Below are 19,079 nucleotides of genomic sequence, written 5' to 3'. Positions count from 1 at the left end.
ACATCGACGTCGATCACGGGAACTACCCGTTCGTCACCTCCTCGAACCCCACCGCCGGCGCGGCGGCCGTCGGCTCCGGCGTCGGCGTCACCACGGTCGGCGACGGCGAGGTCGTCGGCATCGTGAAGGCGTACCTCTCCCGGGTCGGCGAGGGGCCGCTCCCGACGGAGTTGGACGGAAACGCCGACGAGGAGGCGCTCGCCGACGAGATCCGCGAGAAGGGCGGCGAGTTCGGCACGGTCACCGGACGCCCGCGCCGCATCGGCTGGCTCGACCTCCCGATGCTCCGGCACGCCGCGCGCGTCTCCGGCTTCACGGGCGTCGCGGTCAACCACGTCGACGTGCTCGCCGGACTCGACGAGCTGAAGGTGTGTACGGGGTACGAGCTTGAGGGAGAAGAACTCGACACCGTCCCCACCACGACCGAGCGGTGGGAGCGCTGTGAACCCGTCTACGAGACGCTCGACACGTGGGAGCCGTTCGACTCGGCCGCGGTCGCCGAGGCCGGCTTCGACGCCTTACCCGAGGCCGCCCGCGAGTACCTGGAGTTCGTCGCCGACGAGATCGACACCCCGGTCTACGCGGTCGGCGTCGGTCCCGACCGCGAGGAGACGGTCGAACTGACGAACCCGTTCGACGAGTAGGGTTCTCCTCCCGAGCGGTGGTGTCGAGCGACCGACGCTTTTGAGGCTCGAACGCGAACGGCCGCCATGGCTCGGCCCTCCCGCAGTCCGCGTGACCGGGACCCCGATCCGACGGAATCGGTCGTCGAACGCACGTTCTCTCACCTCGCGCGGCTGCTCCCGCTCGCGCTCGTCCCGCTGGCGACGGCGCTGTTCCGGACGCGGGACCTGCTTGCGACGGCGCAGACGAACGGTTTCTCGCTCCGCGCGTCGTTCCCCGTCTACCGCTATGACCTCTGGAGCTTCGTCGACGCCCCGAACGGAAGCGGCGTGACGGTGTCGCTCCCGTTCGGCGGCTTGGAGCCGCTGCCGCTTCTCGTCCCCGCAATCGGCGCGTACGTCGTCGTCTCGGGCGCGCTGAGCGCGGGGTACTTCGGAAGCATCGCGGACGGGATCACCGTCGGCGGGTTCGACTTCGTCGCTGCGGTCCGCCGGTTCGGCGTCCGGATGGTCCTCTTGGAAGCGATCGTCGTCGCCGCGTTCGCGGCTGTCTTCCTCCCGCTGCTCGTCGTCCCGCCGCTGTTCGTGGTCGCGGTCGTCGCGGGACTGGTGCTCTCCTACCTGTTCTTCCCGACGGTGTACGTCCTCGTGTTGGAGGACCGAAGTATCGGGTCCGCGGCGCGGCGGGCGCGCGGACTCGTGGCGCGCGACCAGCCGCTGGGGTTCTTCCTCGCGGTCGCGATCGTCACGGCGGTCTGTTCGGTCCCCGTGAGCCTCCTCGCGCACGCCGGCCCGGTCGGGGCGTTCGCGGCCGCGCTCGTCGCCGCGCCGCTCGGACTGGCGTTCAACGTCGCGACCGCGCTCAAGGTCGCGGAGATGGCCGGGATCGAGACGGTCGGGTGACCGCGCGTCGCGCCGTCGACCGGGGCCCGCGGGCGCTGCGCGACTACTGCGGGTCGACGCCGTCCAGCGCCGCCAGATCCTCGTCGGTCAGCGACAGCTCGGCGGCCGCGACGTTCGATTCGAGGTGGTCGACGCTGGAGGTCCCCGGGATCGGCAGCGTCACGTCGGAGTGATCGAGCAGCCACGCCAGCGCGACCTGCTGGGGGGTCGCATCGCGCCGGGCGGCGACCGCCTCCAACGTCTCGGCCGACTCGCCCTCTTCGACCGCGTACATCGGCCCCCACGGGATGAAGCCGACGCCGTGGTCTTCGCAGGCCTCCAGCACGTCCTCGTCGTCGCGGTGGCCGACGTTGTAGCGGTTCTGGACGGTGGCGATATCGACGATCTCCATCGCGGTCTCCAACTGCTCGACGGTGACGTTCGAGAGGCCGACGTGGGCGATCTGGCCGGCGTCTTTCATCTCCGCGAACGCGTGGACCGACTCCTCGAAGTCGGCGTCTGGGTCCGGGCGGTGATACTGGTAGAGGTCGATCTCGTCGGTCCCGAGACGGTCAAGGCTACACAGCACCTGGTTCTTCAGGAAGTCCGGGTCGCCGTGGGGGAGCCAGTCGCCCTCGCGGTTGCGGAGCAGGCCGGCCTTCGAGGCGACGACCACGTCGTCGGGGTCGCCGAGCGCCTCGCCGATGAGCCGCTCCGAGACGCCGGGGCCGTAGGAGTCCGCGGTGTCCACGAAGTCGACGCCGAGGTCGACCGCGCGGCGGAGCACGTCCTTCGCCGCCTCCTCGTCCTCGGGTGCACCGACGATGTCCTCGCCCGTGATGCGCATCGCGCCGAAGCCGAGGCGGTCGACGGTCAGGTCGCCGCCGATGTCGAACGTCTCGCTCCTGCCGGTGGTGTCTGAGGCCATGGGCGGGCGATCGCGCGCCACGCTGAAAGCCGTGGGGATGCCGGAAGGGGAGACGGTCGACGGCGGCGGTCGAGTCCGAGCCGGCGTCGCCCGTGTTGCGTCCGTCGCTACTCATAAGCCGCCCCCGCGCGATCGTGGGGTATGGACGCCGAGCGCGAGGTACTCGACGTGTTGGCGCGGAACGCCCGCGAGGACATCGACGACATCGCGGCCCAGACGGGCCTCGACGCGGCGGCGGTAGCGGACGCGATCGACGCGTTAGAGGCGGACGGCGTCGTCCACGGCTACCAGGCGGTCGTCGACTGGGATCGCGTCGACGAGGGGAAGATCCGCGCGGTCGTCGAGATCAACGTCGAACTCGACCGCGAGACGGGATACGAACAGGTCGCCGACCGGATCGCGAAGTTCCCCGCGGTCGACGCCTTACACCTCGTTTCCGGCGACTACGACTTCGCCGTCGAGGTCCTCGGCGAGAACATGCAGGACGTCTCCGAGTTCATCTCCGAGCAGGTCGCGCCCATGCCGGCGGTCACGCAGACGGTGACCCACTACATCATGGAGACGTACAAGGACGGCGGGATCCGGTTCGAGGACGGCGACGACGACGACCGCCTCTCCGTGTCGCCATGAGGCTCTCGGACCGCGCGCGCACCCTCCCGGAGTCGGGGATCCGGAAGTTCTTCGAACTCGCGGAGGCGCGCGACGACGTGATCTCCTTAGGCGTCGGCGAGCCCGACTTCTCCGCGCCGTGGACCGCCCGCACCGCCGCGATCGACTCGCTCGAACGCGGGAAGACCTCCTACACCGCGAACCGCGGGATGGCCGCCCTCCGCGAGCGGATCGCCGACCACCACGAGCGCTACGACCAGTCGTACGACCCGGGCGAGGAGGTCCTCGTCACGACCGGCGCGAGCGAGGCGGTCGACCTGGCCTTCCGGGCCCTGGTCGACCCCGGCGACACGGTCGCGGTCCACGAGCCGACCTACATCTCCTACGGCCCGGGGATCGAACTCGCGGGCGGCGAGCAGCTGACGGTCCCCACGCGGGCGGCGGACGACTTCGCGCTCACCCGCGAGTCGCTGGAGGCGGCGGGCGCGGCCGAGGCCGACGTGCTCGTCTGCTGTTACCCGAACAACCCCACGGGCGCGACGATGACGGACGAGGAGCTCGCCGAAGTCGCCGCGTTCTGTCGGGACGAGAACCTCCGCGTGGTCGCCGACGAGATTTACGCCGCGCTCACCTACGGCGACGACCACGCCTCGATCGCCACGCAGCCGGGGATGCGCGAGCGCACGGTCGTCGTCAACGGCTTCTCGAAGGCGTACGCGATGACGGGGCTGCGGCTGGGGTACGCGCTGGGGCCCGCGGACGCGGTCGACGCGATGAACCGGATCCACCAGTACACGATGCTGTCGGCTCCGACGACGCCGCAGTACGCCGCGATAGAGGCGCTCGACCGCTGCGACGACGAGGTCGCGGAGATGGTCGACGAGTACGACCGCCGCCGCCGGCTGGTCGTCTCGCGGTTCAACGAGATGGGCCTCGACACCTTCGAGCCGGGCGGCGCGTTCTACGCGTTCCCCGAGTGCGGGGGCGACGACGAGGCGTTCGCCGAGGAACTGCTGGAGGCGGAGGGCGTCGCGGTCGTCCCCGGGTCCGTCTTCGGTGCGGGCGGCGAGGGGCACCTCCGCGTCTCGTACGCGACCTCGATGCGCGAGCTGAAGGAGGCGACCGACCGGATCGCGGCGTTCGTGGCGGACCGCTGAGCCTCGGACCGGAGGGATCCGCGGCCGATCCCGGCGACGGAACCGGTCCCCCGGCCGGGATCCGGACGGGTAAACGGACAACTTTTCGCGAATTTATCAGCGTTCGCCAACGATTATCACGCTCGATCCTGATCGTCGGCGTATGGAGTTCCAGCTAACGGACGAGCAGAAACAGCTGCGCGACGAGGTGCGGAAGTTCGCCGAGGAGGAGATCAAGCCGGTCGCCACGGAGTACGACGTCGAGGAAAAGTACCCGCACGAGGTGATGGACAAGGCCGCCGACATGGGGCTGCTAGCGCCGCACGTCCCGGTCGAGTACGGCGGCATCGGCTACTCGTCGCTGGAGAACGCCATCCTCACCGAGGAGCTGTTCGCGGCCGACCCCGGGATCGGCCTGTGTATCTCCAGCGCCGGCTTCGGGGCGGAGGCGCTGATGGAGTTCGGCACCGAAGCGCAGAAGGAGCGCGTCCTGCCCGAGGTGACCGCCGGCGACGCGGTGATGGGGTCGGCCATCTCGGAGCCGCAGGCGGGGTCGGACGTGACCTCGGTGGCGACCCGCGCGGAGAAGGACGGCGACGAGTGGGTGATCAACGGCTCGAAGATGTGGATCACGAACGGCACGGTCGCCGACTACTTCGTCGTCGTCTGCGAGACGGACCCCGAGATAGAGGACCGCTACTCCGGCTACTCGCAGATCCTCGTCGAGGGCGACCGCGACAGGCTCACCGCCGACAAGATCACCGGAAAGCTCGGTATCCGCGCGAGCGACACCGCAGAGCTGCGGTTCGACGACGTCAGGGTGCCGGAGGAGAACCTGATCGGCCAGCGCGGGATGGGATTCCTCCAGCTCATGCAGTTCTTCGACGAGACCCGCACCTCGGTCGCCGCGCAGGGCGTCGGGATCGCCCGCGGCGCGGCCGAGCGCGCCTTAGAGTACGCGGAGGAGCGCGAGCAGTTCGACCGTCCGATCAGCGACTTCCAGGCGATCAAACACAAGCTCGCGGAGATGCACACGAACACTGAGGCGGCCCGCTGGCTCACCTACCGCTCCGCGTGGGCGGTCGACAACGAGGCCGGCGACCTGACCGCGCTCGCGTCGATGGCCAAGGAGTTCGCCTCGCGGACCGCGGTCGAGGTCGCCGACGAGGCGGTCCAGGTCCACGGCGGTGCCGGCTTCGTCAACGACCACGACGTCGAGCGCCTCTACCGCGACGCGAAGATCACCCAGATCTACGAGGGGACCACCGAGATCCAGAAGAACATCGTCGCGCGGGAGCTGCTCGACGAGGGGGCCTGAGGGCGAGTCGGCGAGAGAGTCTGAGGGCGACCGGCACCCAGATCGCGATCGGTACGTAGAAGCGCCGGGCGAGCGTACGCTCCCGGCATGAGCGACGACGCGGACGCCGAGACGGACGGAGGGACCGTCCGGACCGGCGAGGAAGCGGACCCGGAAGAGCGGCTCAAGCGCCAGCGCGACGACCTCCGGCTGTTGAATCAGGTGATGCGCCACGACATCCGCAACGACCTCCAGCTCGTCGGCGCGTACGCCGAACTGCTCGACGACCACGTCGACGAGGAGGGGGAGGAGTACCTCGAGGTGATAAAGCGGAACACCCAGAGCGCCGTCTCGCTCACCACGACGGTCCGCGACCTCGCGGAGGTGATGCTCCGGGACGACGCCGAGCCGAGCCGCGTCTCGCTCGACCGAGTGCTCTCACAGCAGGTCGAGGAGGTCCGGTCGGCGTACTCGGAGGCGGTCTTCACGGTCGAGGGGTCGTTCCCCGCGGTCGAGGTGGTCGGCGACGAGATGCTGAGCTCCGTGTTCCGGAACCTCCTGCGGAACGCGGTCCAGCACAACGACGAGACGCCGCCGAAGGTGACGGTCGCGGCGACCGTCGAGCCGGACGACGGCGTCGCCGAGGTGCGGGTCGCGGACAACGGACCGGGGATCCCCGAAGACCAGCGCGACGAGGTCTTCGGCAAAGGCGAGAAGGGACTCGACAGCCCGGGGGCCGGGATCGGGCTGTATCTGGTCCGCTCGCTCGTCGAGATCTACGGCGGCGACGTGTGGATCGAGGACAACGAGCCGAAGGGCGCGATATTCGTCGTCAGGCTACCGCTCTGTGAGAGGTGACGCGTCAGTCCGGGTAGCGGGGGCGATCCCCGTCGAACCCGCCTACTCGTCGTCGTACTCCATCGCGACCGAGTTGATACAGAACCGCTTCCCGGTCGGCTCCGGCCCGTCGTCGAACACGTGGCCGAGGTGGGAGTCGCAGCTCGCGCACCGGACCTCGGTGCGGCGCATCCCGTGGCTGGTGTCGACCGTCGTCGTCACCGACTCCTCCTCGGCGGCGTAGAAGGCGGGCCAGCCGCAGCCCGACTCGTACTTCGTCTCGGCCTCGAAGAGGACGGTCCCGCAGGCGCGACAGCGGTACTCCCCGTCGTCGGGGTGGTGGTCGACGTACTCGCCGGAGAACTTCGCCTCCGTGCCGCTCTCGCGGAGCACGCGGTACTCCTCGTCGGAGAGCCGCTCGCGCCACTCCTCGTCGGTCAGGTCGCTCGGGTCGGCGTCAGCGGTCGAATCGCTCGTCTCGCTCATACCACCGGTACGCGCCCCACGGCCAAGGGGGTTGCGGCGGTCGGCGTCGGAAGCGGTATGCGGGTCGCGGCCGACGGCGTATCCATGGCTCGGGAAGTGACACACGACGATGACGGGCCGGCGATTCTCGACGAGTCGGACATGGGCGACGACGGGAAGATCTACGTCTGTCAGTGCGGGCTGTCGGACACCCAACCGCTCTGTGACGGCTCGCACAACGCGACGGCCGACGAGGCGGACGGGATCGTTTATAAGTACGGGGACGACGACGCCGACGGCGAACGCCGCGCAATCGACAAGATCGTGTACGACGAGGAGTGACCGGTCGCGCTTATAAGGAATCGGAGATACGAGCGAGACGACCACCGAAGGCCCAGCCGCTTGACTGTACGTGGTTGTTTATAAATAGCTGAGCGGCACAGACCGTCGAAGCCCCAGCCACTCGGCTGTACGGGGTTGCTTCCGTCCCGGCCGAGACCGCCGAAGCCCCAGCCGCGAGGACTCGCGCGACTCGCTGCGCTCCTCGTCGCTCACTTCGTTCGCTCCTGCGGTGCTTGCTTCGTCGTGCTTCGCCCTCGCGGCTGCCCCTTCGAGTCCCGCCCGACCGCGACCGCACAGCACCTCACGCCTCCCCAGCCTCGTCGCTGGCGGCTTCTGCCGCCAGCGACTCCCTCGCGCGGCGCTCCTCGGCCGCGATGCGGCCTCGGAGGCGCGCGCCACGGCGGGACGAAAAGTCGGAGATCGGCGCGTCTCGCTCGCGTCGGTTCAGTGCTCGCCGCCGGTGCCGCGGCGGTCGGAATCGAGGTCGATGTCGAGGTCTTCGAGCAGTTCCTCGGCCTCCTCGCGCTTCTCCTGATGGTCTTCGAGGAACTCGCGCATCAGTTCCGCGGCCTGCTCCTTACAGCCGCCACAGAGGCGCTCGCCGTTGACGCACTCGGAGTAGACGGTCTTCGTGAGTTCGTCGTCGTCGCCCGCCAGCAGGTAGGCGTACAGCTCGTAGACGGGACACTCGTCGGCCTCGCCGCCGAGTTCGCGCTGCTCCTCTGCGGTGTCGCGGCCGCCGGTCGTGGCGGCCTTCACCTTGTCGTAGCCGTCCTCGGGGTCGTCGAGCAGCGAGATGTGGCTCGCCGGGATCGACGAGGACATCTTCCCGCCGGTGAGCCCGGTCATGAACCGGTGGTAGATCGAGGAGGGCTGCCGGAAGCCGAACCCGCCGTTGTCGATCTCGACCTCGCGGGCGACCGACTCGGCCTCGCCGCGGGTGAGGTCGAAGGCGTCGACGTGGCCCTCGAACACGCGCTTTTCTCCCTCCACGGCCTCGATCAGCGCCTCGAACGCCTCGTCGGTCGCGTTGCGGTCGAAGAAGCGCACCCGGGGACGGAGCGGTTCCTTCCCGCCGGCCTCGAGCTTGTCGAGCGCGGACGCCTTCGCCGCGGCGAGGTCAACGCTCTCGCGGTCGCTCTCCGGCGGCTCGTAGTCGGCGAGCCACTCGGCCGCGTCCTCGCAGCGCACGTCGGTCGCGTCGCCGTCGGCTCCCGCGGCGTCCGCCGCGAGCGCGTCGTAGGCGGCCCGGACCAGCTGTCGCTCGTCGTCGTCCAGCTCGAAGGAGGCGAACGCCTCGGTCACCTTGAAGTAGCGCACGCGGGTCGCGAGGTCCCGGGTGAGCCGGACGTGGGGGTCCTGATCGGGGCCGACCGGAATGACGGTCGGCTTCGGCTCGTCGACGAGCTGCGGGTAGAGGATGTCCGCGGTCTGGGTGACGACGCTCTGCATGTGCGAGACGTTCGTCTCGCCGTCGAAGCCGTAGATCGCCTCGAACTCGGAGAAGTTCGCCTTCGAGCCGAGTTCGAACCCGAGGTCCTGGACCGCCCGGTTGTCCGACTGGCGGTAGATCTCGCCCTCGTCGGCGTCGAAGCCGAGCGCGAGCAGCGAGAGGAGGTAGTTGCGGGCGTGCTCGTCGATCTCGTCCCACGACATCCCGCGCGCCGAGTGGGCTTCGAGGTCGGCGATCAGCCCGAACGCGTCGCCGCCCTGCTGTTGATGCCAGATGATCTCGTCGAAGACGAGCTTGTGGCCGATGTGCGGGTCGCCGGTGGGCATGAACCCGGAGAGGGCCGCGAACGGCTCGTCGTTCGCCATCGCCTCGGCGACCGCGTCGTACTCGCGGTGCCCGAAGATGACGCCGCGGCGCATCAGGTAATGCGGGTCCGGCACGTCGTCGGCCACGTCGTCGAACGCCTCGATGCCGAACTCCTCGAAGAGGTCCGCGTAGTCGCCGACCGACGCCGACCCCCACGGGTCGAGCGCGACGTCCTCGGTCGGCTCGTCGGCGCGCTCGGTCCCGCCGTCCGTCCGGGGACCGCCGGCCGCCGGCGGCTCCCCATCGGGGGTGTCCTCGTCCATACCATCTCTCCCGTCGGTCGACGCAAAAACCGTTCGCTTGCGCGGGAGGAGTTGCCACGGGAAAGGGGCGATGAGACCCCGCGGATCCGGAATCACACCGTCTGCGGCACCAGTCGGGTCGCCGTCGCCTTCCACCGGATCGAGACCGGATCGCCGGCGGCGAGACCGAGCCGCTCGACGCTCTCGGCGGTGATCAGCGCGGCTACCTCGACGCCGCCGTTCGGCTTGTCTCCGTCGCTCGGCTCGGCCCCGCCGGTCGAGTCGTCGCCGTCGCCCTCCACCGCGATCCGGACCGTCGACACCGTCTCGCCCGGCTCGATCGCTCGGACCCGTCCGGCGAGGCGGTTCCGGGCGCTCGTCGCGTCGGGGTCGACCGCGTTGGCCGCGTCGTTGACGGTGACGGCGTCGGCACCGATCCGGACTTGGACCGCGTCGCCGACGGCGACTCCGGCGTCCCGGTCAGCGCCACTGTTCGCGCCGTCCCCGCCGCCGTGGAGCCCCGACAGTTCGCCGACCGCGGTGTCGACGACCGCCAGTTCCCCGTCGACGGCGACGACGGTGCCGTCGAGGACCGTCTCCGGCACGGCTGCGGTCGCCGCGAGGACCGCCTGAAGCCGGTCGTACCGGTCGAGGAGGTTGCGTCCCGGGGCGGCGAGCCGGCTCCCGCCGCCGCCCTCGCCGCCGCGCCGGCGCTCGACGAGCGTTCCGTAGGCGTCCTCTAAGGCCTCGATCCGCGAGAGGGCGCGGGCGCGGGAGCGACCGAGTTCGGAGGCCGCACCCGCGACCGACCCCGCCGCGTCGACCGCGCGCAGCAGGGCCGCGTCCCGGCCGTCGAACTCGACGCCGTCCTCGATGAGGGCGGCGCGCCCGCGCCCGGCGGCCGCGTCCGGACTCGGCTCGGTCGGCTGTCCCATGTCCGGGAGATGAGTCCGGTCCGTGTTGGCGTTTTCGACCGGACGCGCCCTGCGGCTTGCCGCGGCACCGAAATTATATCAGGATCCGACCCACCATTGTATCTATGACGATACAACGACGCGAGTTCGTGGCGGCGTTGAGTGCCGCCGGGATAGTGGGCACGGCCGGCTGCTCGTCGGCGGGCGGCGGCAGCGGCGGCAGCGGCGGTGACGGGGGGACCGGCGGCAACGAGACTAGCGACGGCGGGAGCGCCAGCGAGGCCGTCGGCGTCGCCGGCGAGACGCTGACGCTCACGACGACGACGAGCACCTACGACACCGGACTGCTCGACGCGATCCACACGGACTTCGAGGAGATGTACGGCGTCGAGGTCGACGCCGTCGCCCAGGGCACCGGCGCGGCGCTAGAAACCGCCCGCAACGGCGACTCGGACATCGTGATGGTCCACGCCCGCGGGCTCGAAGACGAGTTCCTGCGCAACGGGTACGGGGTCAACCGCCGCGACCTGATGTTCAACGACTTCGTGATCGTCGGTCCCGAGAGCGATCCGGCCGGGATTCAGGGGACGAGTTCGGCGACGGAGGCGCTCACGACGATCGCCGACGCGGGGGCGTCGTTCGTCTCGCGCGGCGACAACTCCGGGACGCACACGAAGGAACTCAACCTCTGGGAGGCGGCCGGCACCGACCCCGGCGGCGACTGGTATCAGGAGACCGGCAGCGGAATGGGCGAGGCGCTGAACATCGCCACCCAGCAGGGCGCGTACACGCTCTCGGACCGGGGGACCTACATCTCGCAGCGCTCCGAGATCGACCTGACGATCCTCGTTCAGGGACCGATCGAGGACGGACCGGAGACCCTCGCGAACCCCTACGGAGTCATGGCGGTGAACCCGGGCGTCCACGAGGACGCCAACTACGACCTCGCGATGGCGTACATCGGCTGGATCACGAGCCCGAGCGTCCAAGCGTCGATCTCGGAGTACCGGGTGGACGGGGAACAGCTGTTCTTCCCCAGGGCGGTCTCGGAGGACCCGGACTTCCAGCAGTACGTACCGGAAGGCTGGAGTGGCGACTCCGACGACGAGTGAGCGTGTCCCTCGCGGCGATCCCGCAACTGGCACCGGCGCTCCTCGACCTCCCGTTCAGGGAGGGGTACGTCTGGAGCATCGTCTACGTCTCGCTGTACGTGAGCGTCACCGCCGTCGCCGTGAGCACGCTCGTCAGCGTGCCGGTCGCGGTCGCGCTCGGGTTCGCCGAGTTCCCCGGGAAGGGGTTCGTGAAGTCGGTCATCAACACGGGGATGGGGTTCCCGAGCGTCGTTGTCGGGCTGGTCGTCCTCTTCGCCGTCTCGAATCAGGGGCCGCTCGGGTCGCTTGAGCTCATCTTCACCCGCGAGGCGATGATCATGTCGCAGTTCGTGCTCGCGACGCCGCCGATCACGGCGATCAGCCTCGCCGCCGTCGACGGGGTCGACGACGGCGTCCGCGACGCGGCGCGCGCGCTCGGCGGGACGCGGATCGACGCCGCGCTCGTCGTCCTCAAGGAGGCGCGCTACGGGATCGCCACGGCCGTGTTGGCCGGGTTCGGCCGCGCGGTCAGCGAGGTCGGGTCGGTCCTCATCGTCGGCGGGAACATCACCGGCCCGGACGGGGTCTCGAAGACCCGCACCCTGACGACCGCCATCCAACTGGAGGCCAGACAGGGCCAGTACGAGACCGCCATGATCCTCGGCGCGGTGCTCGTCGCGCTCGTGTTGACCGTCAACGCGGTCGTCGTCCGCTTCGGCGACGGCGGGGTGAACGCCTGATGCTCCGGGCGGCCGACGTCTCTGTGGCGTACGGCGACGAGACCATCTTCCGGGACCTGTCGGTCGAGGTCGACGCCGGCGAGGTGATCGCGGTCATCGGGCCGTCCGGGGTCGGGAAGACGACGCTGCTCCGCCTGCTCGCGCTCGCCGCGGAGCCGGACGAGGGGAGCGTCGCGCTCGACGATGTCGACCCGTGGGCGCGCTCCGCGTCGGAGCGGCTCGCCCTCCGCCGCCGCGTCGGCATGGTGTTTCAGGAGGCGAGCCTCTTCGACGCCTCGGTCGCGCGCAACGTCGAATACGGGCTCCGGGTCCGCCGGTCGTGGACGGACCGGCTCGGGTCGCTGTTCGGGCGCGGCGTCCCGGACGCGGTCCGCGAGGCGCTCGATGTCGTCGGGCTGGCGGACGAGACGCGCCGCCACGCCGACTCGCTCTCGGGGGGCGAGGCCCAGCGCGTCTCCTTCGCCCGAGCGCTGGCGTACGAGCCGGACGCCCTGCTGCTCGACGAGCCCACCTCCGACCTCGACCCGCGCAACACCGCGGTCATCGAGGAGGCGATCGGCGAGGCGCGGGACCGGGGGATCGGCGTCGCGGTCGCCACCCACGACATGCATCAGGCCGAGCGCGTCGCGGACCGCGTCGCCGTGCTGCTCGACGACGGGATCACGGAGATGGGGCCGACCGAGGTCGTCTTCGAGGACCCGGCGAACGAGCGGACGCGGAAGTTCATCTCGGGCGAGTTGGTGTACTGACGCGTTTCGAGAGGGTCGGGGCCGGTCGGAGGCGGCGGTCCGTGCTGGGCGGTCGGCGACTCTGCGGCGAACGCTTTTAAAATCCTCACTCGCTCGCGCACGAATTGGTGGCTCTGTTGAATCCCCGGGAAGCGACACGTTCCGACCCGATCGCGGTTACTACGGGGAATTCGCGGAGCGCTCAATACGGCAAGAGAGACGACCAATCCGCGGTGCGGTGGTGCGTACCTGCGAGCGGTCGGGCCCGGCGGCACGCTCGTAGACACGCGCCGCCAATCTATTTATAAGTAGTCGACGCCGCCGGCTCAGACGCCGAAGTCGAGTTCGACCGCGTCGCCCGCGTCGGCGTCGCCCGAATCGACGGCGTTCTCGTCGGCCGCGAACCCGGCGTGGAGGTGGTCGTAGGTGCGCTCTATCGCCTCCACGATCACCTTCGTGTCGCCGGTGACGGGCATGAAGTTCGTGTCGCCGCTCCACCGCGGGACGACGTGGGTGTGGAGGTGGTCGATCGAGCCGCCGGCGGCGTCGCCGCCGAGGTTCTGCCCGGTGTTGACCCCGTCGGGGTCGAGGTCGCGGCGCAGCGCCGAGAGCGTCGCCGCCTTCAGCTTCGCGTGATCGAGCAGGGTCGCGTCGTCGAGGTCGGTCGGGTCCTCGACGTGGTCGCCCGGGATCACCATCGCGTGGCCGGGGTTGTACGGCGCGTTGTTGAGGAGGACGTAGTTGTACTCGCTCCGGGCGACCACGCGCGCCTCGCGGGCGTCCTCGCGCTCGGGCAGGACGCAGAACGGGCAGCCGTCGATCGGGTCGGCGTCGCGCTCGACCCACTCGATCCGCCACGGCGCGAAGATCCGGTCCATCAGTCGTCGAAGCCGTGGATCCCCGCGGTCGTCACCTCGACGCCGTCCTCGGTGACCAGGAGGGTGTGTTCCGCCTGGCTCACGAGGGCGTCGTCGTCCTCTTTTAAGACGGGGTAGCCCTTGATCGCGTTCGCCTGCTTCAGGCGGCGGAGCGACATCTCGGCGCGGTCCGATTCCAGCCAGCGGGCGGCGAAGGGGAGGTCGTCGAACGCCTCGATCTCTTCGAGCGCCTGCCGCGCGCGTCGGTCGCGCACGCTCGCCGAGCCCTGCTGTTCGAAGATCTCCTCGTCGGTCCCCTCGCCGACCTTCCCGCGGCCGTCGGTGGCGAACGGCTCGATCGCGACCGCCTGCCCCGGTTCGAGTTCGACCGAGCGGTCGACCCCGCGGTTCGGCACGGTCGGGCCGGTGTGGGCGTCGTAGCGCTGGACGCCGTGGCCGGAGAGGTTGAGGACCGGGGTGTAGCCGTACCCGCGGATCACGTCCTCGATCGCCTGCCCGACGACGCCGACCTCGACGCCCGGGCCGGCCTCGTCGAGGGCCGCTTCGAGCGCCATCTCCGCGGCCTCGACGAGTTCCGGGGTCCCGCTGTGGTCGACGGTCACCGCGGCGTCGGCGATGTAGCCGTCGACGTGGACGCCCACGTCGAGACACACCATCTCCTCGCCGAACTCCGTCTCGTCGTCGCGGCTCGGCGTCGCGTGCGACGCCTCGGGGTCGACGCTGACGTTCACCGGGAACGCGAGGCCCGCGCCCTGCTCGCGGACGAAGTCCTCCGTCCACTCGGCCACTTCGAGGTGGGTCCGGCCCGGTTCGACCATCTCGCGGGCCTCGTTCATCGCCTCCACCAACACCGCGCCGGCCTCGCGGTAGCTCTCGACCGCGTCCGCGTCGAGGGATCCGTGACTCATGGGTCCGGGTTCGGCGACCGCGCGCAAAGAGGTTGCGGAGGGCGGTCGCCGGAGGCCGAGAAGGGTCGCCGGGGAGGGCCGCGGTCGGGGGTCGAAAGAAGAGGTCGGCCCCGCTCAGGCGGGCGCGATATCGACGTACCACTCGTCTTCGGCCGGGTTCGCCGTCTCGCGGGGGACCCCCGTTCGGCCAGCACGTCGTACAGCGGGACCGGCTCGGAGCCGTTCACCGGACAGAGCGACTCCCCGTCGTCGAGCCCGTCGAGCGCGGCCACGACGTCGCCGAACGGTTCGCCGTCGATCTCGCGGGCGTCGAGTCGCTCGTCCGCGTTCGCTCGAACCTGTCCGCTCGAAGACGTACGGGGCCGGGACGCGTACCGACCGGTATGTCGAGCACACCAGCGGGACACGATCACGAGCACGACCACGGCGCGGACCCGGTGACGGATCACGTCCACGAGAACTCGCGGTCCGCGAACCTCGAAGGCCCGGACCACGCCGAGGACCGCGACCTGCTCGTCCGGCAGCCGATCGAGGCGGTCGAGCATACGGCCGCCGGCAACCACGTCAACCTCGTCACCCACGGCGACCACGGCCACCCGGAGGAGTACCTCTTCGAGGCGCTGGAATCGGCGTTCGGCGACGACGTCGACGCGGAGTACGTCGAGCAGTGCGGCTGCGGCGGCCACGTCGTCCGCGTCGAGGTGTAGGCGGAGAAATCGCTCGCGTCGACGCCCGAAAGTCGGTCGCTCGCGCCGGCGCTAAGCGCGGTCAGTCGCTCTCCTCGGCCGCTCGCGGGAGCCACATCCGAACCACCGTCCCGGTCGGCTCCCGGGTGTCGATCTCGAGGTCGCCCCCCGACTCCGTGACGATCCAGTGGACGAGCCAGAGCCCGAGCCCGCTCGCGTGTTCGAGCGCCGTCTCCCGGGCCTCCGAGAACACCGCGCGCTCGATCGGCGGGATCCCCGGGCCGTCGTCGGCCACGTCGACCCGGAACCGCTCGCCGTCGGCGACGACCGTCGCCTCGACGTGCGGGCCGTCGCGGTCGTTGTGGACGACAGCGTTCTCCAGGACGTTGCGGACCGCGGACTCCAAGAGCTCGTCGGCGGAGACGACGGCCGACTCCGGGACGGAGACCGTCACCGCGGCGTGGGGGAACGACGACTCCAGCGAGTCGCAGAGCCGCTCGACGAGCGCGGCCAGATCGATCTCGCTCCGGCCCGCGTCGCTGTGGAGCGCGACGTCGATCTCGCGGGCCTGATCGCTGAGGTGGGTCAGCGTCTTCACCTTCCGGTCGATGACGTCGAGGTACGGGTCGCCCTCCTCGTCGACGTGGTCCCGGAGCAGGTCCGCGTACCCGCCTATGACGTTGGTGTCGTTCTTCAGGTCGTGTCGCAGGACGCGGTTGAGGACCTGGAGGCGCTGTTCGTACCGCCGGGCCTCGGTGACGTCGGTGGCGGTGATGACGACCTCGTCCGCGTCCTCGAACAGCCGCTCGATCACCGTCTCGAACTGCCGCCAACTGCCGTCCGCGCAGGCGATCCGGTGTGAGAGCGACACCGGCTCGTCGCTGTCGAAGGCGCGCTCGAACGCCTCCTGCGCCTCCCGTTGGTCCTCGGGATGGACCAGGTCGATGACCGGCCGACCCTCGACTTCGTTCGCCTCGTGGCCGAGCAGGCGCGCTATCGACGGGCTCACGTACCGGACCAGTCCGTCGTCGCCGCAGACGGCGATCACGTTCGGCGACTTCTCGATGAGCGCGCGGTAGCGCCGCTGGAGCGTCTCCCGCTCGGTGACGTCGCGGAACAGGAGGACGGTCCCGCTGCGGGCCGTTCCCGGGGCGGTGATGCCGTGGACGCCGACGGTCAGGAACCGCGGCGCGCCGCTCCCGTTGACCGTCACGCGGAACTCGTCGTCCGTCGCTCCGTCCGTGACCGCCTCGGCGACCGACGGGGCGTCCGCGAACGCCTCCTCGGCGTGGACGCCCAGTTCGGCGTCGGGGAACAGCGACCGGGCGGGGTCGTTGCGGTCGACCACCCGGCCGTCGGCGTCGCAGACGACGACGCCGTCGGAGAGGTTCGCGAACACCGCGTCGCGGGCGATGGGCGAGACGTCGAGCAGCCGGTACCGGAACACGACCCACGCCAGGAGCGCCGACGTCCCGCTGAACGCGACGGGAGTGAAGTCGACGAGACCGGTCTCCGGACCGATCAGGCCGGTGATTCCGGCCGCGCCGAGCGCCAGCGGCGCGACGCCGGCGACGAAGAGGGCGCTGGCCTGCCGGCGGAACACGCCGTCGCGGGCGGCGGCGGCGTAGCCGAGGACGGCGAAGGTGAACAGGTTGACCGCGTAGGTGTAGCCGACGAACCCGAGCAGCGCGGGCGTCGGATCGTAGTCGAGGACGCGGTAGCCGCCGGCGTCGACGAGCGACGGGTCGGCGTAGAACAGCGGGTCCACGCCGACGGTCCAGACCGCGGCGACGGCGGCGACGGGGACGATCCAGAAGAGCACAAAGCGACGGCGACCGAGCCACGCCGTCCTGTCGACGTACGAGAGGACGAACGCCGGCCACGCGACCGCCAGCCCGGCGGTGCCGAGCCAGACGAAGCGGTTGAGAAACAGCGTGGTCGAGAGCGAGGCCGCCGACAGCTGCGCCGCGTACGCGAGCGACCAGACGCCGGCGGTGCCCGCCGTGGCGACGAAGCTCCACAGGAGGGCGTGACCGCCGCGGGAGCGGTTGCCGACCGCGTACACGGTGAACGCGAAGGACGCGACCGCCGCGACGAGCAGCGGGACCGTGTACGGCGTCGGTTGCCACGCCATCGATACCGGTAGGTTGCGAGTAGTCGGTAAAAATGGACCGAATCCACTAACCCGTTTGAGAAGAGCCGATCCGTATGCTCGAATCCGGCGACTCCGCACCCGAGATCACGCTCACGAACCACCGCGGCGAGACGGTCACCGTCGACCCGGCCGCCGCGAGCCACACGGTGGTGTACTTCTACCCGCGCGCCGACACGCCGGGCTGTACCGCCGAGGCGTGCGCCTTCCGCGACGAGTGGGACGCGTTCGAGGACAGGGACGTCGCCGTCGTCGGGATCAGCGACGACCCGGTCGAGGACCTCGAACCGTTCGCCGCGGAGTACGACCTCCCCTTCACGCTCCTCTCGGACCCCGACGGCGCGGTCGCGAGCGCGTACGACTCCTACGGCGAGAAGTCGATGTTCGGGAACACCTTCGACGGCGTGTTCCGGAACACGTACGTCCTCGACGAGACGGGGACCGTCGTCTTGGCCTATGAGGGCGTCTCGCCCGAGGACCACGCCGTCGAGATCCTCGACGACGTCGACGCGCTCGACGACTGAAAAGCGCGCCCGACGACACCGACGCGCCTCGGGGCCGCGGAAACCGACCGCCGGGAGGGCGACCACCGGGCGTCGGCACCCGGTAGTATTATTACTTGTCACGAGTCACGTGAAACGATGCCCTCCAAACGGACGTTCGCGAAGCGCGTAGCCGCGCTCGCGGCGACTGGGTTGGGAGTCGGCGGACCGATCAGTGCCTTGACCGCCGAGCCGCCGCCCGACTCGACGCTCGCGGTCGAGTCCGCCGGGTCCGGAGTCGACGCGGCGGACGAGGAAACGGCGAGCGACCGCGCCGACGCGGGAGGCGACGGCCCGCGCTCCGCGGTCGCCGCCGGGACCTACGACCCCGCCGCGGCCGCGTCGAACGCCGTCGACACCGTCGTGACGGGGCGGGTCGACCCGGCGGTCCTGACGGCGACCGGGCTCCCGAGCGGGATCGGGGGCCGGGTCCGACGCCTCCTCGATCGGTACGAGAGCGCGTCGCTCGGGGACGTGCGACAGGCGAGCGGCGGCGCGGCGCTCACCGGGGAGGGGCCGGAGGGGTGCGCGGTCGCCGTCGGCGACGTCGACGCGGCCGCGCTCGCGGCGGAGCTGGACGCGGACCCCGACGTGGTCCGCGAGCCGGGCGACGACTCCGGGTTCGCCCGGTTCCGGTCCCGAAGCGTGGGGTCGGCCGTCGCCGTCGCGTCGGGCGAGATCGTGGGCGCGTACGGCCCGACGCCCGCCGCCGCCGCGGCGCACCGCGACGCCGGGATCGACGCCGAGCGGGAGCGCGGATCCGACGGGAGTGCGACCTACGGACCGCTCCCGTCGCTGCTCGGCGGCGACGCGACGGTGTGCGTCGACCTGGGACCGGACGCCCGCGGACGCCTCCGGGACCTGCTCGCCGACGCGCCCGAGGAGCTCCGCACCGCGGTCGACGCGTCGGGCGCGGTCGGGGCGTCGCTCCGGCTGACCGACGGGGAGTCCGAGAACGGAAGCGGCGGCGCGACCGCGGACGGCGACGGCGGTTCGGACGGCTCGAGCGTCGAGCTGCGGTACGGCGCGGTCGCGGACCCCAGCCGCCTCGACAGGGAGACCGCCGAGGCCGTCGCGCGGGCGGCCCGCGAGGGGGAGACCTCGCTCTCGGACGCGACCGTCACCCGACACGGGCGGACCGTGATCGTCGACGCCGCCGCCGAGAGCGACCTGTTCGCGTCCCACGCGTCGCTGTTCGGCGCGGACGTGGGCGACCCGATCGAGGTGGCCGACACGTGAGCGACGGCGACGACCGGGGCG

Annotated in this window: 20 protein-coding genes and 1 pseudogene; 13 read left to right on the top strand and 8 right to left on the bottom strand. The window is 70.7% G+C overall.

Going from position 1 to position 19,079, the window contains the following annotated elements; translation table 11 throughout:
* Together C472_RS02825 and C472_RS02820 are read left to right on the top strand one after the other, a co-directional pair.
* Positions 1-644, top strand: a 644-nt coding sequence (locus C472_RS02825) for an adenylosuccinate synthetase (RefSeq protein WP_006628277.1), incomplete at its 5' end; no start/stop codon positions are given.
* Positions 645-710: 66 nt separating this feature from the next.
* The gene (locus C472_RS02820; RefSeq protein WP_006628276.1) at positions 711-1,526 is read left to right on the top strand and encodes a hypothetical protein; all 816 of its coding nucleotides are present in this window, start codon (positions 711-713) and stop codon (positions 1,524-1,526) included.
* A gap of 43 nt (positions 1,527-1,569) precedes the next feature.
* Here the strand turns inward: C472_RS02820 and C472_RS02815 are convergent, their stop codons facing one another.
* The gene (locus C472_RS02815) at positions 1,570-2,433 is read right to left on the bottom strand and encodes an aldo/keto reductase (RefSeq protein WP_006628275.1); all 864 of its coding nucleotides are present in this window, start codon (positions 2,431-2,433) and stop codon (positions 1,570-1,572) included.
* Between the two features lie 141 nt (positions 2,434-2,574).
* On the opposite strand from C472_RS02815, the gene C472_RS02810 reads away from it, so the two are divergent.
* The 4 genes from C472_RS02810 to C472_RS02795 all read left to right on the top strand — a co-directional run bounded on the left by C472_RS02810 (position 2,575) and on the right by C472_RS02795 (position 6,333).
* Complete coding sequence (locus C472_RS02810; protein ID WP_006113643.1) at positions 2,575-3,063, top strand: Lrp/AsnC family transcriptional regulator; 489 nt, start codon at positions 2,575-2,577, stop codon at positions 3,061-3,063.
* A complete protein-coding gene (locus tag C472_RS02805) occupies positions 3,060-4,199 on the top strand; it encodes a pyridoxal phosphate-dependent aminotransferase (protein ID WP_006628274.1) in 1,140 nt (379 codons plus the stop codon). Before C472_RS02810 ends, C472_RS02805 begins: the two co-directional genes overlap by 4 nt.
* A 142-nt stretch (positions 4,200-4,341) precedes the next feature.
* A complete protein-coding gene (locus C472_RS02800) occupies positions 4,342-5,496 on the top strand; it encodes an acyl-CoA dehydrogenase family protein (protein ID WP_006628273.1) in 1,155 nt (384 codons plus the stop codon).
* A gap of 87 nt (positions 5,497-5,583) precedes the next feature.
* A complete protein-coding gene (locus C472_RS02795; protein ID WP_006628272.1) occupies positions 5,584-6,333 on the top strand; it encodes a sensor histidine kinase in 750 nt (249 codons plus the stop codon).
* Positions 6,334-6,375: 42 nt separating this feature from the next.
* Here C472_RS02795 and msrB read toward each other — a convergent pair whose 3' ends face one another.
* Entirely contained in the window at positions 6,376-6,798 is a 423-nt protein-coding gene (msrB, locus tag C472_RS02790; protein ID WP_006628271.1) for a peptide-methionine (R)-S-oxide reductase MsrB, read from the bottom strand.
* A gap of 84 nt (positions 6,799-6,882) precedes the next feature.
* On the opposite strand from msrB, the gene C472_RS02785 reads away from it, so the two are divergent.
* Positions 6,883-7,119: a CDGSH iron-sulfur domain-containing protein gene (locus tag C472_RS02785; protein WP_049906233.1), complete on the top strand. Its 237-nt coding sequence runs from the start codon at positions 6,883-6,885 to the stop codon at positions 7,117-7,119.
* Positions 7,120-7,563: 444 nt separating this feature from the next.
* Here C472_RS02785 and C472_RS02780 read toward each other — a convergent pair whose 3' ends face one another.
* Positions 7,564-9,201 (bottom strand): tryptophan--tRNA ligase, encoded by a 1,638-nt coding sequence (locus tag C472_RS02780; RefSeq protein ID WP_006628269.1) that lies wholly within the window; start codon positions 9,199-9,201, stop codon positions 7,564-7,566.
* 92 nt (positions 9,202-9,293) lie between these two features.
* Positions 9,294-10,115 carry a TOBE domain-containing protein gene (locus tag C472_RS02775; protein WP_006628268.1) on the bottom strand — a complete coding sequence of 274 codons (822 nt, stop codon included), beginning with the start codon at positions 10,113-10,115 and terminating at the stop codon, positions 9,294-9,296.
* Positions 10,116-10,219: 104 nt separating this feature from the next.
* On the opposite strand from C472_RS02775, the gene C472_RS02770 reads away from it, so the two are divergent.
* The 3 genes from C472_RS02770 to C472_RS02760 are packed head-to-tail and all read left to right on the top strand — an operon-like array spanning position 10,220 to position 12,674.
* Positions 10,220-11,206, top strand: a complete 987-nt coding sequence (locus C472_RS02770) for a substrate-binding domain-containing protein (protein ID WP_006628267.1) — start codon at positions 10,220-10,222, stop codon at positions 11,204-11,206.
* Complete coding sequence (locus C472_RS02765; protein WP_006628266.1) at positions 11,203-11,925, top strand: ABC transporter permease; 723 nt, start codon at positions 11,203-11,205, stop codon at positions 11,923-11,925. The genes C472_RS02770 and C472_RS02765 overlap by 4 nt, the downstream gene beginning before the upstream one ends.
* Positions 11,925-12,674 carry an ABC transporter ATP-binding protein gene (locus C472_RS02760; RefSeq protein ID WP_006628265.1) on the top strand — a complete coding sequence of 250 codons (750 nt, stop codon included), beginning with the start codon at positions 11,925-11,927 and terminating at the stop codon, positions 12,672-12,674. Before C472_RS02765 ends, C472_RS02760 begins: the two co-directional genes overlap by 1 nt.
* Before the next feature lie 305 nt (positions 12,675-12,979).
* On the opposite strand, the gene C472_RS02755 is transcribed toward C472_RS02760, so the two are convergent.
* The 3 genes and pseudogenes from C472_RS02755 to C472_RS17740 all read right to left on the bottom strand — a co-directional run bounded on the left by C472_RS02755 (position 12,980) and on the right by C472_RS17740 (position 14,738).
* Positions 12,980-13,531, bottom strand: coding sequence for an HIT family protein (locus C472_RS02755; protein WP_006628264.1), 552 nt, complete (start codon positions 13,529-13,531; stop codon positions 12,980-12,982).
* Positions 13,531-14,439: a type II methionyl aminopeptidase gene (gene map, locus C472_RS02750; protein ID WP_006628263.1), complete on the bottom strand. Its 909-nt coding sequence runs from the start codon at positions 14,437-14,439 to the stop codon at positions 13,531-13,533. The genes C472_RS02755 and map overlap by 1 nt, the downstream gene beginning before the upstream one ends.
* A gap of 114 nt (positions 14,440-14,553) precedes the next feature.
* Positions 14,554-14,738: pseudogene (locus C472_RS17740) on the bottom strand (DUF2249 domain-containing protein).
* A gap of 84 nt (positions 14,739-14,822) precedes the next feature.
* On the opposite strand from C472_RS17740, the gene C472_RS02745 reads away from it, so the two are divergent.
* On the top strand, positions 14,823-15,146 hold the full coding sequence (locus C472_RS02745; protein ID WP_006628262.1) for a CGCGG family putative rSAM-modified RiPP protein: 324 nt from the start codon (positions 14,823-14,825) through the stop codon (positions 15,144-15,146).
* Positions 15,147-15,207: 61 nt separating this feature from the next.
* Here the strand turns inward: C472_RS02745 and C472_RS02740 are convergent, their stop codons facing one another.
* Complete coding sequence (locus C472_RS02740) at positions 15,208-17,259, bottom strand: histidine kinase N-terminal 7TM domain-containing protein (RefSeq protein ID WP_006628261.1); 2,052 nt, start codon at positions 17,257-17,259, stop codon at positions 15,208-15,210.
* Positions 17,260-17,333: 74 nt separating this feature from the next.
* On the opposite strand from C472_RS02740, the gene C472_RS02735 reads away from it, so the two are divergent.
* Complete coding sequence (locus tag C472_RS02735) at positions 17,334-17,801, top strand: peroxiredoxin (RefSeq protein WP_006628260.1); 468 nt, start codon at positions 17,334-17,336, stop codon at positions 17,799-17,801.
* A 117-nt stretch (positions 17,802-17,918) separates the two neighbouring features.
* Complete coding sequence (locus C472_RS02730) at positions 17,919-19,058, top strand: hypothetical protein (protein WP_049906227.1); 1,140 nt, start codon at positions 17,919-17,921, stop codon at positions 19,056-19,058.
* The last annotated feature ends 21 nt before the right edge of the window (positions 19,059-19,079 follow it).

The organism is Halorubrum tebenquichense DSM 14210, assembly GCF_000337415.1.
GTDB classification, from domain to species: Archaea; Halobacteriota; Halobacteria; order Halobacteriales; family Haloferacaceae; genus Halorubrum; species Halorubrum tebenquichense.
The sequence above is the reverse complement of the archived record's forward strand: the minus strand, read 5'-3'. Positions and strand labels throughout refer to the sequence as shown.

Coding starts and splice junctions, on each gene's coding strand:
- C472_RS02755 (WP_006628264.1), bottom strand. CDS start 13,531: ATGGACCGGATCTTCGCGCCGTGGCGGATCGAGTGGGTCGAGCGCGAC.
- C472_RS02800 (WP_006628273.1), top strand. CDS start 4,342: ATGGAGTTCCAGCTAACGGACGAGCAGAAACAGCTGCGCGACGAGGTG.
- C472_RS02730 (WP_049906227.1), top strand. CDS start 17,919: ATGCCCTCCAAACGGACGTTCGCGAAGCGCGTAGCCGCGCTCGCGGCG.
- C472_RS02820 (WP_006628276.1), top strand. CDS start 711: ATGGCTCGGCCCTCCCGCAGTCCGCGTGACCGGGACCCCGATCCGACG.
- msrB (WP_006628271.1), bottom strand. CDS start 6,798: ATGAGCGAGACGAGCGATTCGACCGCTGACGCCGACCCGAGCGACCTG.
- C472_RS02745 (WP_006628262.1), top strand. CDS start 14,823: ATGTCGAGCACACCAGCGGGACACGATCACGAGCACGACCACGGCGCG.
- C472_RS02775 (WP_006628268.1), bottom strand. CDS start 10,115: ATGGGACAGCCGACCGAGCCGAGTCCGGACGCGGCCGCCGGGCGCGGG.
- C472_RS02760 (WP_006628265.1), top strand. CDS start 11,925: ATGCTCCGGGCGGCCGACGTCTCTGTGGCGTACGGCGACGAGACCATC.
- map (WP_006628263.1), bottom strand. CDS start 14,439: ATGAGTCACGGATCCCTCGACGCGGACGCGGTCGAGAGCTACCGCGAG.
- C472_RS02780 (WP_006628269.1), bottom strand. CDS start 9,201: ATGGACGAGGACACCCCCGATGGGGAGCCGCCGGCGGCCGGCGGTCCC.
- C472_RS02740 (WP_006628261.1), bottom strand. CDS start 17,259: ATGGCGTGGCAACCGACGCCGTACACGGTCCCGCTGCTCGTCGCGGCG.
- C472_RS02815 (WP_006628275.1), bottom strand. CDS start 2,433: ATGGCCTCAGACACCACCGGCAGGAGCGAGACGTTCGACATCGGCGGC.
- C472_RS02810 (WP_006113643.1), top strand. CDS start 2,575: ATGGACGCCGAGCGCGAGGTACTCGACGTGTTGGCGCGGAACGCCCGC.
- C472_RS02785 (WP_049906233.1), top strand. CDS start 6,883: ATGGCTCGGGAAGTGACACACGACGATGACGGGCCGGCGATTCTCGAC.
- C472_RS02795 (WP_006628272.1), top strand. CDS start 5,584: ATGAGCGACGACGCGGACGCCGAGACGGACGGAGGGACCGTCCGGACC.
- C472_RS02735 (WP_006628260.1), top strand. CDS start 17,334: ATGCTCGAATCCGGCGACTCCGCACCCGAGATCACGCTCACGAACCAC.
- C472_RS02770 (WP_006628267.1), top strand. CDS start 10,220: ATGACGATACAACGACGCGAGTTCGTGGCGGCGTTGAGTGCCGCCGGG.
- C472_RS02805 (WP_006628274.1), top strand. CDS start 3,060: ATGAGGCTCTCGGACCGCGCGCGCACCCTCCCGGAGTCGGGGATCCGG.